This is a genomic window from Streptomyces silvisoli, from assembly GCF_029269905.1.
Taxonomy (GTDB): Bacteria; Actinomycetota; Actinomycetes; order Streptomycetales; family Streptomycetaceae; genus Streptantibioticus_A; species Streptantibioticus_A silvisoli_A.
The window spans coordinates 1-12,720 of sequence record NZ_JARJBC010000022.1 but is presented as its reverse complement, the minus strand read 5'-3'; the positions used below and the strand labels follow the sequence as shown (position 1 = coordinate 12,720).

Annotated in this window: 12 protein-coding genes and 4 pseudogenes; 11 read left to right on the top strand and 5 right to left on the bottom strand. The window is 68.5% G+C overall.

What is annotated here, in order from left to right; all coding sequences use genetic code 11:
- The first annotated feature begins 350 nt into the window (after nucleotides 1–350).
- Nucleotides 351–887, top strand: coding sequence for a hypothetical protein (locus tag P3G67_RS28050; protein WP_276095979.1), 537 nt, complete (start codon nucleotides 351–353; stop codon nucleotides 885–887).
- 334 nt (nucleotides 888–1,221) lie between these two features.
- Here the strand turns inward: P3G67_RS28050 and P3G67_RS28045 are convergent, their stop codons facing one another.
- Nucleotides 1,222–1,758, bottom strand: a complete 537-nt coding sequence (locus P3G67_RS28045) for a phenolic acid decarboxylase (protein WP_276095978.1) — start codon at nucleotides 1,756–1,758, stop codon at nucleotides 1,222–1,224.
- Nucleotides 1,759–1,867: 109 nt separating this feature from the next.
- On the opposite strand from P3G67_RS28045, the gene P3G67_RS28040 reads away from it, so the two are divergent.
- A complete protein-coding gene (locus P3G67_RS28040) occupies nucleotides 1,868–2,314 on the top strand; it encodes a MarR family winged helix-turn-helix transcriptional regulator (protein WP_276095977.1) in 447 nt (148 codons plus the stop codon).
- A 90-nt stretch (nucleotides 2,315–2,404) separates the two neighbouring features.
- On the opposite strand, the gene P3G67_RS28035 is transcribed toward P3G67_RS28040, so the two are convergent.
- Entirely contained in the window at nucleotides 2,405–3,082 is a 678-nt protein-coding gene (locus P3G67_RS28035; RefSeq protein ID WP_276095976.1) for a phosphotransferase, read from the bottom strand.
- A gap of 369 nt (nucleotides 3,083–3,451) precedes the next feature.
- Here P3G67_RS28035 and P3G67_RS28030 point away from each other — a divergent pair, with 369 nt between their 5' ends.
- The 6 genes and pseudogenes from P3G67_RS28030 (at nucleotide 3,452) to P3G67_RS28000 (ending at nucleotide 8,016) form a co-directional block, all read left to right on the top strand.
- Nucleotides 3,452–4,009, top strand: a complete 558-nt coding sequence (locus P3G67_RS28030; RefSeq protein WP_276095975.1) for a DUF3291 domain-containing protein — start codon at nucleotides 3,452–3,454, stop codon at nucleotides 4,007–4,009.
- Between the two features lie 53 nt (nucleotides 4,010–4,062).
- Nucleotides 4,063–4,603, top strand: a pseudogene (locus P3G67_RS28025) (IS256 family transposase); the annotation flags it as partial.
- A 166-nt stretch (nucleotides 4,604–4,769) separates the two neighbouring features.
- The gene (locus P3G67_RS28015; protein WP_276095972.1) at nucleotides 4,770–4,994 is read left to right on the top strand and encodes a hypothetical protein; all 225 of its coding nucleotides are present in this window, start codon (nucleotides 4,770–4,772) and stop codon (nucleotides 4,992–4,994) included.
- Nucleotides 4,981–6,348 (top strand): amidase, encoded by a 1,368-nt coding sequence (locus P3G67_RS28010; protein ID WP_276095971.1) that lies wholly within the window; start codon nucleotides 4,981–4,983, stop codon nucleotides 6,346–6,348. The genes P3G67_RS28015 and P3G67_RS28010 overlap by 14 nt, the downstream gene beginning before the upstream one ends.
- Before the next feature lie 85 nt (nucleotides 6,349–6,433).
- Nucleotides 6,434–7,082 (top strand): annotated as a pseudogene (locus P3G67_RS28005) (TetR/AcrR family transcriptional regulator).
- A gap of 451 nt (nucleotides 7,083–7,533) precedes the next feature.
- The gene (locus P3G67_RS28000; RefSeq protein WP_276095970.1) at nucleotides 7,534–8,016 is read left to right on the top strand and encodes a hypothetical protein; all 483 of its coding nucleotides are present in this window, start codon (nucleotides 7,534–7,536) and stop codon (nucleotides 8,014–8,016) included.
- Nucleotides 8,017–8,465: 449 nt separating this feature from the next.
- On the opposite strand, the gene P3G67_RS27995 is transcribed toward P3G67_RS28000, so the two are convergent.
- On the bottom strand, nucleotides 8,466–8,678 hold the full coding sequence (locus tag P3G67_RS27995) for a hypothetical protein (RefSeq protein WP_276095969.1): 213 nt from the start codon (nucleotides 8,676–8,678) through the stop codon (nucleotides 8,466–8,468).
- Nucleotides 8,679–9,155: 477 nt separating this feature from the next.
- On the opposite strand from P3G67_RS27995, the pseudogene P3G67_RS27990 reads away from it, so the two are divergent.
- The 3 genes and pseudogenes from P3G67_RS27990 to P3G67_RS27980 form a co-directional block, all read left to right on the top strand.
- A pseudogene (locus tag P3G67_RS27990) lies at nucleotides 9,156–10,079 on the top strand (glycoside hydrolase family 71/99-like protein); the annotation flags it as partial.
- Nucleotides 10,080–10,437: 358 nt separating this feature from the next.
- Complete coding sequence (locus P3G67_RS27985) at nucleotides 10,438–11,451, top strand: hypothetical protein (protein ID WP_276095968.1); 1,014 nt, start codon at nucleotides 10,438–10,440, stop codon at nucleotides 11,449–11,451.
- A 165-nt stretch (nucleotides 11,452–11,616) separates the two neighbouring features.
- Nucleotides 11,617–12,006 (top strand): hypothetical protein, encoded by a 390-nt coding sequence (locus P3G67_RS27980; protein WP_276095967.1) that lies wholly within the window; start codon nucleotides 11,617–11,619, stop codon nucleotides 12,004–12,006.
- Nucleotides 12,007–12,291: 285 nt separating this feature from the next.
- On the opposite strand, the gene P3G67_RS27975 is transcribed toward P3G67_RS27980, so the two are convergent.
- Both P3G67_RS27975 and P3G67_RS27970 read right to left on the bottom strand, forming a co-directional pair.
- Nucleotides 12,292–12,456 (bottom strand): hypothetical protein, encoded by a 165-nt coding sequence (locus tag P3G67_RS27975; protein ID WP_276095966.1) that lies wholly within the window; start codon nucleotides 12,454–12,456, stop codon nucleotides 12,292–12,294.
- Between the two features lie 162 nt (nucleotides 12,457–12,618).
- Nucleotides 12,619–12,720: pseudogene (locus P3G67_RS27970) on the bottom strand (IS5/IS1182 family transposase); the annotation flags it as partial.

The window sequence follows — 12,720 nt, the reverse complement described above, 5'->3', positions numbered from 1 at the left end:
TCCTCCCCGTGCGGGCCCGGGCCCCGGTCAGTGGTCGGCGGAGCCGATCTTCGGTCTCACCGTTGGCACCTACATCGCCTTCGTCACCTGACACTCTGTCGCCTCGGCCCACTACCTGGTGCGCCATCGCCGGCGGATCCGCCCTCGGGAGTTCACTGCACCACCTAGCGCCGTGCCCGCCGTCAGCAAACCGTGGTCCAGCTACGGTCCGACGGCCAGCACCTCGGAAGCGCAGAAACCGCTGCGGCCAGGCAGCGAGCGCTTCACCGGGATTCGTGAAACCGTCGTCTCATCGGCGGGCTACCGTACGGACACGCCGCGTTGCCCACGGTCATCCGAGGAGGAATACTGTGTCATCGCCCTGCGACCCCCAGTACGCTCCCGCCGGCGATGTGGGTGCAGCGCTCATGGTGATTGACTCTCGGCTCAAAGCCATCTACGACGGCAGGGCCGAGACCGACCCCGAACAGCAGCAATTGGTAGACCAGTTCACCGCGTCATTGGGCCCCAAGCAAGCCAATGACCTGTTGGACGGCGCGTGCACGCTCATCTACATGTTCATGCAGTGGCTGCGGATGGCCTACGAGGACCATGACAGGGACGTCATCGAGTACGTGGTGCCCAGCTTTGTGGCCTCGATGCGGATGATGCCCAAGAGCGTCCGTCCCGAGACCATCCCCACCATGGCCGGCCTGGTCGTCGCGGCCGGCACCGGACTAAGCCCAAACCTGTGGCGCAAGCAGTATGGAGACTGGACTGGGGACGAGATGAACTCCCTGGAAGCCACGGCCTTGCTACTCGCGGAACACATCAACCGGCTCACTGACGACCGCGACTTCGCCTCCCGCCTGGTCACCGAAGCTCTGTCCAGCTCGAACCAGGACTGACGCGCAGCACCAAAAGTCGCCTGATCAGGCAGGGATGGCTTCGCTGATTTGCAGGAGCAGCCCCGGTGCTGGCCCTTTCTGCGTTGTCACCGCCCTTTGCACCGGCGAGACATGGCCAACGAAAATCGCGTTCGGTATGGCTGCGGCAGCACCAGGACTGCGTGTGGCAGGTGGGGGGACCAGGTACGGGATTTCACCTCGTGCGGTGGCTGGCCTCTCGCCGGATCTGCCGACGGACGTCGTCAGCACCGCATCACATCACCATCACCTATCCAGTTGCTCCAGCACGGTGCGGACATGTTTGACGACGGTATTCCCGCCCGGTTCCCGGGCCTCAGTTGGTCCGGTCGGCCCAGCCTTCGGGGAGATCGCCGGGTGCGATGGCGACGGCGTCCTCGTTGTTCTCTCCGACGAACTCGTCAAGGGTGATCTTCGCGAACTCGGGGACGACGTAGATCGGGTACGTGGGCCCGGCGTCGCGGTAGGCGCGCATCTGGTCGAGGTGGTCGTTCTGGAAGAGCACGGTGCGCTGCGGGTGCTCCTCGACCCAGTGCGGGAAGAAGATCGTGCCGTGCAGCACGCGTTCGCCGGGGAGTACGTTCACCGCGACCGAGGTACCGGTGGGCTCAGTCCAGGAGACCTTGTAGACGCCCGGCGTGAGCATGACCAGGTCGACGTCCTGGTCCCTGACCCACCGGCCGCCGACCATGCCGGTGTGGATGCGGTAGTCGATGGTCGTCGCGTTCTTCACGTACATCTCGTACTGCCAGCCGTTGGCGTAGGTGTAGATGAAGCGGTGGCCCACCATGGCGGAGAGATCCTGCGGCGGGACTGGGCTGGCGACAGTGGTCTGGTATGCGGGGGTGTTCATGGAGATTGTCCTTGTCTTGCGGTGCGGCCGCCCTGTCTGGTGACCGACACTTTAACTTTGCCACAAAACTGTTTTGTATCAAAACAGCAGCTCCGGCAGAATGTCAGGCATGGACACCGCTTCCGAGCTCAGCCGACTACTCGGCCCCCTGCGCCGAGCCGTGGTCCGCGCGACACGCAGCGCTGAAGGGCTCCCTGACCTGCCCGAAGCCCAGATCGAGCTGTTGCGTGCGCTCGCTGCCGAGGGCCCCCTCAGCCCGCGCGCCACCGCTCAGCGACTGGGCATCGCGCCCTCCACTGTCAGCAACCTGGTCAAGACGATGTCCGCAGCAGGCCTGGTGACCCGCGAGCCCGCCCCTGGCGATCTGCGCGCAGTGGTTCTCGCGCCTTCCATAACCGCTCTCGACCTGCTCGACCGCTACGACCGCACCAGCTCGGCAGCACTCGCCCAGGCCATCGACCAACTGCCCACGGATGACCGCGAGACGCTGACGGCCTCACTTCCGGTACTGGCCCGCCTCATCACCGCCCTGGAGCCGAGCCGACAACAACCCTGACCCCGGTACGGGTGTGCGATCGGCTCCGCTCCCGTACGTGGCAGCCGGGCCCGGCGCTCGCCACCGTGCCCGCGCCCCAGGCTGCTCGGTTCAGCCCGGCGCGTCCATCAGGGCAGTGACATAGGCATCCAGCCGCTCCTCCACGACTCGCGTCGTCAGCTCTGTCCTGCCCGCCTCTCGCCATGACTGCGCCACCAACTGCACTTCTTCTGAGCACGCCAGCCCGTCCCGCACTCGCCAGTACAGCCGCTCGCTCGCGGCCGCGGCCAGCACTCCGCCGGCCTCCTCATACGCCTCAGGGAACCGCAGACCCGACGCCGGGCCGTGCAGCAGCGCGAGATTGGTGGAGCAGTGCGCCACGTCGAGATCCGCCGGGCCCCAGGATGTCGCTGCCCAGTCGACGACCCCCGTGATCCGGGCACCTGCCGGCCTTGAGGGCGGCACGTCGAACAGCACGTTGCCGGGTTGGAAGTCCCGGTGCAGGAATCGCCCTTCATAGGGCGGCGCAGGCTTGCGGATCACGTCGATCGCCGCGGCCCATGCCGCCGCGTCGGCGCCCTTCGGAGTGACGACAGTGTCGGCGGTCGTCAACGCCACATACTCCCGGGGCCGCTGGGCGGGTCGCAACGCGTGGATCGCCACGAGTTGACGGGCCAAATGCAGCCCCGTCTCCCGGGCGATGAATGCGTTGGAGCGTCTATGCGCGGCGTGCAGCACCGCCTGTACGCGCACCCGCAGCCAGTGCTCGGTCTTGTGGCCGTAGGCCATCTACTTCAACCGCACGCGTTCGGCGGCACTCGGGGCTATCGGACAGGGGGTGCGGACGGGCATGGCGGGCGAACCGATCGGCCGAAGGGGATCGCTGGTACCCCGCGGCCTGCCCCGCCCGTCACCGCCCCAGCCCCCGCAATGACCGTTGCAAGAGGCCACTTGGACAGGGAAAACGCAACTTCGACATGGCCCGCAAAGGCAGCTACCTTCACCTGGTCTTCGGCGATCGCCCACGGTCGCACAGGAGTTCCTTCAGCCTGAGCTACCCACGACGGGATGAGGTGGTCATGCGCCACGAATCCTCGCCCCCACGCGTGAGCCACCGAACCGGGTCCACACCAGGCACCCCCAACCAGGGAGAGACGCATGCCCCATCTTGCTCTGTACACGTTCGGCATTCTGAAGTCACCTCTCGCTGATCCCGCACCCCTCACGCGCGAATTCCACGACAGCGGCGAGGCCATCTACCGGAAGATCAGCCAGCACCCCGGATACCTCGCGCATGCTGAAGCGGCAGACGGCGACCGGGGCACCTACTTCGACTTGGACTGGGGTGCATGGGGAGAGTTCGCCGTACCGACCTGGTACGGCAAGGGTCGTACGGTGGATACCATCGCCTTGGCCGCGACCCTCTCCCTCTGGACCGACCTGCGCCCCGCCTTCGACGCCATCTACACCGGTCTGCACCGCGAGGCGCTGAATAGGCGTTACGACTGGTTCGAGAGGGCAGGACACCCGGGTTACGTGTTCTGGTGGGTCTCCGACGGCGTGATACCCACCTGGCAGGACGGGGTTTCCAGGCTGGAACACCTCCACGACCACGGCTCCACGCCGCACGCCTTCGCCTTCCATCACTCGTTCGCCCCGGACGGAACTCCGACCAGGATCAAAGACATCGGGCCGAAGAGCGACCAGGCTCGCTGAAAAGGAAGCCTGAACGACTGGGGCCGCTGTCAAACACCCGACTGAATGACGGCGGCATGAGCGTGCGCGACATCCGCTCCCACCTCGCCGCGATGTATGGCGTCGAGGTGTCGCCGGACCTGGTCAGCGAGGTCACCGACGCGGTCGCCGACGAGCTGGCCATCTGGCAGAACAGGCCGCTGGACGCCGTCTGGCCGATCATTTACATCGACGCGTTGTGGATCAAAATCCGCTCTGGTTCGGTGGTCTCCAAGCCGGTCTACGTCGCCGTCGGGGTCGACATGGACGGGTGCAAGGACGTGCTCGGGCTGTGGGTCGGCGACGAGGGCGAAGGTGCCACCACGTGGATGACGGTGCTGTCCGAACTGCGCAACCGCGGCGTGGAGGACGTGTGCATCGTCGCCTGTGACGGGCTCAAGGGGCTGCCCGAGGCGTGACGGCGACCTGGCCCAAAGCCACGGTTCAACGTGTGTAGTCCACCTGATTCGCGCGTCGCTGCGATTCGCCTTCCGAGCCGATCACACCCAGCTGGTCTCGGCGTTGAAGGAGATCTACACCGCGCCGACGGAGCAGGCGGCTGAACAGGCCCTGGAACCTTGCTCTCCGGCGGAGGGGTCGGGCGCTGAGGGCTGCTCCGTCCCCGGCTAAACGCAATGCATTTGCTTTAAGTGGCGATAGGGCCTAGGTTCGACTAAAGCAAACCGTTAGCTTTTGGTGAGGGATCGCTACATCGCCCCCGCCCCGACCAGGGAGAACGGCCTTGTCCGTCACTGAACTCACCCCGCCGGAGGCGGCCCTCTGGGCCCACCGCGCCGGCCTGGCGCTGCCGGCCGACCGGCACGCCGCGGTCGCGTCGGTCGCCAACCACATCCAGGGGGTCGTCGCGGTCCTGCGGGAACTGGACTTCGGGGAGATCCCGACCGCGACGGCGCCCGCCGCACCCGCCGATCGCGTGTGGAGGGGGATTACCGATGGAGCCCTTTGAGCTGACCCTGACCGCGGCCGCCGCCGCGATCCGGGCGCGGGAACTGTCCCCGGTCGAGCTGGTGGACTCCGTACTCGACCGCATCGAGCGGGTCGAGCCGGAGTTGGGGGCGTATGTCACCGTCTCCGCCGAGCGGGCGCGCAGGGCGGCGCGCGAGGCCGAGGCCGAGGCCCGGGCCGGCCGGACCCGCGGCCCGCTGCACGGCGTCCCGATGGGATTGAAGGACCTGATCGATGTGGCCGGCATGGCCACCTCGGCCAGCTCCCGGGTCCGGGACGGCCACCGCGCACCAGCCGACAGCGCGGTCGCCGCCAGGCTGGCGGGGGTCGGCGCGGTCCTGCTCGGCAAGACCCACACCCACGAGTTCGCCTACGGTTTGATCACCCCGCAGACCCGCAACGCGTGGGATCGCGGCCGGGTGGCCGGGGGCTCCAGCGGCGGGTCCGCTGTCGCCGTCGCGTCGGGCGCGGCGACGTTCGCCCTGGGCACCGATACCGGGGGATCGATCCGGGTACCGGCCGCGCTGAACGGGGTGGTCGGCCTGAAGCCGACCTACGACCTGGTTCCGCGTGACGGTGTCACGTCCCTGTCCTGGTCCCTGGACCACGTCGGCCCGATCACCCGCACCGTCGCGGACGCGGCGCCGGTGCTGGCCGCCCTGACCGCAGATGCCCCCGCGCCGGGCCACCAGGGCGGCGAAGGCGCGGACCTCGCGGGGCTGCGCGTCGGCGTGCCCCGCAACTACTACTTCGATCACGTCGACCCCGAGGTGGAGGCCGCGGTGCGGCGCGCCATCGGCCGGTTGGAGGAGCTCGGCGCACAGCTCGTCGGCGTCGACATCCCGATGACCCGTTACGTCCAGGCCACGCAGTGGGGGCTGATGGTTCCGGAGGCCACCGCCTACCACGAGGGCACCCTGCGCAGCGCGCCCGAGCTGTACCAGGAGGACGTCCGGATCCTGCTGGAGGCCGGCGAGTTGCTGCCCGCCGGGGACTATCTGCGCGCCCGGCGCGCACAGGCGCTGATGCGCGAGGAGTGGGGCCGCCTTCTGGAGCGGGTCGACGTGATCGCCGCCCCGACGGTGCCGATGACCGCGGTCGCGGTCGGCCAGGAGACGGTCACCTGGCCCGACGGAACTCTTGAGGCCGTTTCGGACGCCTATGTGCGCCTGTCCGCGCCGGCCAACATCACCGGGGTGCCCGCACTGACGCTCCCGGTCGGCCACGACGCGGCGTGCCTGCCCATCGGCATGCAGCTCCTGGGCCGCCCCTTGGGCGAGCACACCCTCCTCCGCGTCGGCCACGCCTATGAGCAGACCCGAACCGTCCGGGCTGCGCTCGCGCCGGCGGCCTGAGTGGGGAGGAGCCCCGGGGTCGCCCGCCGCGGCGGCCCTTAACGCAAGGATTGTGCTTTAAGGTGACGGCATGAGTCGTTGACCAGTGGTGCGCCCTGGCGGGCGCAGTGCGCGCGTGCAGGAGTCGGTGCATGTCGCCGTGCGCGAACTTGAGGCGGAGCTGGGCCGGGACGCCCTGACGGTGCCGCTGGATTGGCCCAGCGCGCGGGAGTGAACCCCTCGACGATCTACCGCCGCTGGGGCGACTTGCAGGAACTGCTCTCTGACGTGGCGGTGGCCCGCCTGCGGCCTGATGCGGCGCCCGCGGACCACGGTGACCTGCGCTCGGATCTGACGGCCTGGACCGAGCAGTTCCTTGAGGAGATGTCCTCCCCGGCGGGCGGCGCCTACATCCGCGACGCTCTGGTGGGCGATCCGGACAGGGGCAACGCCCCGGGCAGTGCTCGGCGTACGCGGCCGACCAGGTCGCGGTCGTCCTGGCCCGCGCGAGCGCCCGGGGGAGTGCGTTCCGGGCGTGGAGGCGGTCATGGACCGGGTCGTCACCCCGCTGATGTACCGCATCCTCTTCCGCCCCGCCGGGCTGGACGCCGCCTACGCCCGCTCGCCTCGTGACCGGGCTTCTGCGGTCGCCGGGGGGAGGAGTGAGCACACCTTCGCCGCGGGCCCGGACAGTGAAGTCACCGCCGCCATCGCATGTCAGGGCGGAACCCGTGGTGTTTCGCGAGGGCCCGTAGGCGGCGGTGCTGAGCTGGTCACTTCGGCGCGCTGAGGTTCGGTGGGTGGCTGGTAACCGACAACCGACACCGCTTGTCGTCGGGTTCGGGCAGCACTTAGTGATCACAGGTCCGGAAAATATCGATGCGAACCGACACCGGTGCGGGCGGCGTGGGCGCCGAAGGGGGCGGCGGTCAGCGCTGGTTCCAATGCTCCGGTGCGCAGGCGGGCGACGAGGAGGGACCGCGATGCGGCCCGGGATCGCGCTGGTCAGGTAGGCGACTGGCAGGGCGAGGAGGGGCGCCTTCCCCAGAGGCCGCGGACCGGTGCGTAAGATGCGCGGTTGACGGATCACTGGGAGGGGACCGCATGGGAACACGTATACGTGCCGTCGCAGTTGCAGCCGCCGCGGCACTGGGGTTGGTGCCAATCGGCGCAGGCACAGTGTCCGCGGCCCCGTCCGGCACGCACGTGTCCGCGCCTCAGCAGATCGGGACGTTGAAGCAGTGGGCGAGCGGCATCCCGAAGTCTCTGCACCGGGGCGCCACGATCCGCCTCACCATGTCCTACACGCAGAAGTCCCGGGACGTCCTGGCGCCGACCGGCTTTGCGCTGTCCTTGTGGAACTTCGCCGCTCCGGGCTTCAAGCAGATGCAGGGCATCTCCGCCAAGTGGTGGGATCCGGTTCACCACCGCTGGGAGAAGGCCAGCTACTACGAGTCGAACGGACTGATCGGTCTCAACCTTCCCGGCTACTCGCCCACGGTGAAGGTCGCCTCAGGCAAGGTCGGCCACGTCTACCTGCAAGTCACCTTCAGCAAGACCGCCTACACGGGCACGTGGCACTTCGAGCCGATGGTGAGCGGATACTGGTTGCTCACCTCGAAGGGCACCTACGACAACAACTACCTCGGCGACAGCAGGAGCCAGTACACCTCCACCTTGCGCCCATGAGCTGATGCGTTGGCTGCCTATCGGCAGTGTTCGTGGCGTCCGCCGCGGGGCTCGCCTGCGGCGGGAACGCCACGCTTGCGGCTGGCCGCGCCGAAGACCGGCGCGCTGTCGTTGCCTTACCCAGTCGGTGCCGTCAGGTGAGGCCAAGGTGACGCGCAGGGCGGGGGAGATGCGGTCCATGGTCTCCGGGGCGACGGTGCCGAGGAACTCGTCGGCCATCAGGCGCTTGTCGGTCAGAGCGGTGAGGTCGGTGGCGACGGCGGCGCCGCGCACGGGGTGGGCCATGGGGATGGTGACGACGGTATCCGGGGCCCCTTGAGTCTCGTCGATCATGCACACCGCGGTGCCGGGCAGGGCGTCCAGGGCAGCGTCCGACTCAACCATGACCGCGGCCCGGGTCTTGGTAGCCAGCTGGACGCGCCAGACCTGGCCTCGGGCGAGGGCGAGGGTCACGCGAGGTCCTCACCAAAGATGTCGGCGAGTTCCTCGGCGTCGGCGTCGTGCGCGGTCCACCCGGGCCAGGCCCGCACCGCAGGTGCCGCGTCGCGCAGCTGCTGGGCCCGCAGCGCGTGCTCGAACGCGCCTATCCCGGTCGGCGCTCCATCCTCAACGCTGACGGTGGCCTGGAGATCCACCCTGCCGGGCCGGGCCAGCGACTCCACTTGTGGACCAAGGGCCAGAGGGGAGGAAGTAGACCGACACACCGGCCGCCTCATGGCTTGATCACATGGGCTTCAGCGGGGTGATGCCGGTTCCCGCGTACAGCCCGGGTTCCAGCGACAACACTGTGACCGGCTCGCCCAGGGGGGCCAGCGCCCGAGGCAGCGATCACGCCAAGGGGTGGCAGCGGGACTGACGCGCCAACGGGTTGCATCGGGATTGACACGCCAACGAGTTGCACCGGTCGCGGCATCGGAGCACTCGGGCCCAGCAGTCACAATGCCGGGCGACGGGGGCTGTGTCCTTTTGGCTCTTGGTGCCTGGCTTCGTCGTCGGAGGCGAGATCGTGAACACCGCGGGAACCGTCGGCTGACGGTTGTGACGACGAGGTCGGGGCGTCGGGGGAACGGCGCCTCGTGACCCGTAGGCGACTTGACGGCCGGTGGCACCGCGGCCGCCGCCCTCGGCGCGTTCGGATGGGCCCGACGCGAGACGCCATGGCCCAGAAGGTGCGCGGCGCCGCCGAGGCGTACGGCCGGAAGTTCTACATCATGTACGACGTCAGCGGCTGGACCGCCATGCGGTCGGAGATCAAGACCGACTGGACGAACAAGATGTCCGCGCACACGCAGAGTTCGGCGTACGCCCACCAGAACGGCAAACCGGTCGTGTGCATCTGGGGCTTCGGATTCAACGACAGCAACCACCCGTTCAGCGCGAGCGCCTGCCTGGACGTCGTCAACTGGTTCAAGAGCCAGGGCTGTTACGTGATCGGCGGCGTGCCGACCTGGTGGCGCACCGGCAACAGCGACTCGCGCTCCGGCTTCGCCGACGTCTATCACGCCTTCAACATGCTCTCGCCGTGGATGGTGGGCCGGATCGGCACCGTCTCCGACGCGGACAACTTCTACAACCAGCCCACCCTTCCCGACCTCCAGGACTGCGCCGCCCACGGCATCGACTACCAGCCGTGCGTGCTGCCCGGCGATGTCTCCGCCCGCCAGCGCGCCCACGGCGACTTCATGTGGCGGCAGTTCTACAACATGGTCCGAGCCGGAATGCAGGGCATCTACATCTCCATGTACGACGAGTACAACGAGGGAAACCAGATCGCCAAGACCGCCGAGTCGAAGGACTGGGTACCCACGGACTCGGGACTGCTCGCCCTCGACGAGGACGGCACGGTCTGCTCCGCGGACTACTACCTGCGCCTGACCGGCGACGGCGGCCGCATGCTCAAGGGCGACCTCGCCGTGACCGCCACTCGTCCCACCCAGCCGACTGCCGCCGGCCTCCGCCGGCACCCCGGCCGCCGCCACGGTCACCCTCCGCGCGCGGGGCAACAGCAAGTGACACCGCACGCGACGGCCCCCGCCCGCTCGCTCGGAGCGGCGGACGGATCGCGGACGATCGCCGTTCCGGCAAAGTGGCCGAACAGGACCAAGTTCGCCCGTTGTTCGCGTGAACGGCACCCTTCTTTGTTGAACTATTGACCGACGGCTGACAACTCGCTACGTTCTCAGCCGCACACCACTCCACGTGGTGGCACACCATCAGCAACCATCAACATCGTCCGGCCATCCCCCCACCCCAAGGCACGGATTCCACAGTCATCCCCGCTCGCGCCACACCTCGCGCATGCAATGTCATGTGCACAACATATGTGTGTCCCGCGCTCTCGACGGATGACCGTGGGGGCCCGCCCGTCACCGACGGACGGACCCGATCGCCCCCTGTTGGCAACCCTCACAGAAGGACACCATGTTGCTGAGCACACCCCGCACCAGACACATGCTGTCGCGCCGCGCCGGCCTCGCCACCATCGCGGCCGCCTCGCTGGCGGCATCGGCCCTGCTCTTCGCCGCGCCCGCCGGCGCGTCCGCAAAGGCCGCTCATCCGATGGCCCCGCATTCCCGCGCCGCGGCCAAGGCCTCGGCGTCCGGGGGCAACCTCGCGTACGGTGGTGGGTCCGTCGTCACCAACCCCACGATCTACATCGTCTATTGGGGCAACCAGTGGGGCACCGGTTCCACGGTGACCAACGACCCATCAGGTGAAGCCAAGCTGCAGCTGTCGTTCTTCCAGCACACCTACGGCAGCGGTGACGCCTGGTCCAACAGCCAGACCCAGTACTGCGAGGGCGTCGCCGTCGGAACCACCCAGTGCAACGGTGCGGGCACCGCCGTCGGACATCCGGCGTCCAACCCCGTCGCGGGCACCTGGCTGGACAGCTCAATCCAGGCACCGTCCAAGCCCAGTTCGTCGCAGATCGCCGCCGAAGCGGTCAAGGCGGCCTCGCACTTCGGCGTATCGGGCGACAACGTCGAGATCATCGTGGACGCACCCCACGGCGTGGTCCCGCAGGGCTTCAAGACGAGTTACTGCGCCTGGCACGACCACACCACCGCGTCGAACGGCGCCGACCTGCCGTACACCAACATGCCGTACGTCCCCGACGCGGGCAGTGGGTGCGGTGCCAACTTCGTGTCCACCGGCAGCAGCGGGGTCAACGGCGCGACCGAGGGTGTGACCATCGTCGGCGGTCACGAGTACGCCGAGACCCTCACCGACCCGGCGCCCAGCAGCGGTTGGGTTGATTCGACCGGGTCCGAGACCGGCGACAAGTGCGCCTGGATCTCCAGTGGGCAGGGTGCGTCGTCCATCGTCGCGTTGAACGGCGCCAACTTCGCGGTCCAGTCGCTGTGGAGCAACAACTTCAGCGGCGGCGCGGGCGGGTGTGTGACCCACTACGTCAGCTCGGGCAACCAGGGCTGATCCCGTTCCGTACCGCAAGTGAATGGCCGTCGCTGTCCCTCGCGTTGAGCGGGGCAGCGACGGCCATACGGAATGTGTCCCGCGGCGACAGTCAAGGATGGTGATGGTGTGCGGCGAACGAAGTCGCATCGAAGGCAGCGCGGGAAGCTGCGTATGCCGTGCGCGATGGGTGGACTGGCGGCGCTGACCGCGTTGCTGTCCGGATGCGGTCATGAGGCCGTCGCCCAAAGTCCCGTGGCCTGTCGCACGCTGCCGCCCGCCCAACTGCCGCACTCCGCGGGCACGCTCACTGAGACCGACTCCGGGACGTACTGCCTTCGCGTCGGTGGGCAGCTCGATGTCTTCCTCACCGCCAAGGGCACCCAGATGTCGGCACGGTGGAGTCCCGTCACCAGCTCCGCCCCGCAACTCCTCGCCCCGGCCAACAGCGGCGTACTCACCCCGCCCGTCGGCGTGACACCCGGTGTATTCGTGGCCACCGCACCCGGAACGGTCCAGCTCAGCAGCCGCACGTCCGACGGCAAGCGCTGGCAGGCGACCGTACGGATCGGGTAGCTACGCGAGTTGGAGGGCGTAGGACACAAGGCCGCGAGACAGCACCACCGGGCCTGACAGCGCCCCATGCTGTCCCGCGCTCATACGGAGCGCGGGACAAGCCCCGGTCGCCGTGGACGGCGGAACGCAGTACGGCCGGAGCCGCACCCGCACGGCGACGTTCGCCTCCCGGTCCGGCAGGGCTTCGGGTGTCGCCTGGCATCCGCTCGACGTCCGGGACCCTGTGCGTGTCGCCAGGGTGTTTGCCGAGGTGGCACCGTCGGTCGTGGTCAACGCGTCGAGCGGTCAGCGCCCGCTGTCGCTGACGCCTTGTTGGCAGTGGCAGGTGTCGTGGGCGCGGTGATCGCCGGAAGGGGTGGCGGCCTGTGCAGGGCCGGCGAGCGTAATGCCGGATACCGCGACGACGGCGCCGACGACGGCGGTGGTAGCGATACGGCGAAAGTCCTTCAACGGGGCTCTCCCGGCGGGTAGTTGGGGGAGTGCCGCCCGGAAGCTACCCTGCTCGGGGCGAACCGCACGGGTATCCACTCCTGTGGGTGAGCGCGCACGGGGCCCGGCGGGGCGCATCCGCCGACCTTGACCTCAACTAGAGCGTGTTCGTAGTTCGGATCTTCAGGCGGGTTGAAGGCTGCGGATCCACAGGATCGCTCCGCGCAGGTGGAGTCCGGCGAGGTAGCTTTCGGGCGTCTTGTCGTAGCGGGTGGCCAGCCCGCG

Excerpts from the sequence above, each read along its gene's own strand:
- P3G67_RS28045 (WP_276095978.1), bottom strand. The coding sequence starts at position 1,758 with ATGAACACCCCCGCATACCAGACCACTGTCGCCAGCCCAGTCCCGCCG.
- P3G67_RS28035 (WP_276095976.1), bottom strand. The coding sequence starts at position 3,082 with ATGGCCTACGGCCACAAGACCGAGCACTGGCTGCGGGTGCGCGTACAG.
- P3G67_RS28010 (WP_276095971.1), top strand. The coding sequence starts at position 4,981 with ATGGAGCCCTTTGAGCTGACCCTGACCGCGGCCGCCGCCGCGATCCGG.
- P3G67_RS28030 (WP_276095975.1), top strand. The coding sequence starts at position 3,452 with ATGCCCCATCTTGCTCTGTACACGTTCGGCATTCTGAAGTCACCTCTC.
- P3G67_RS28040 (WP_276095977.1), top strand. The coding sequence starts at position 1,868 with ATGGACACCGCTTCCGAGCTCAGCCGACTACTCGGCCCCCTGCGCCGA.
- P3G67_RS27980 (WP_276095967.1), top strand. The coding sequence starts at position 11,617 with ATGGGTGGACTGGCGGCGCTGACCGCGTTGCTGTCCGGATGCGGTCAT.
- P3G67_RS27985 (WP_276095968.1), top strand. The coding sequence starts at position 10,438 with ATGTTGCTGAGCACACCCCGCACCAGACACATGCTGTCGCGCCGCGCC.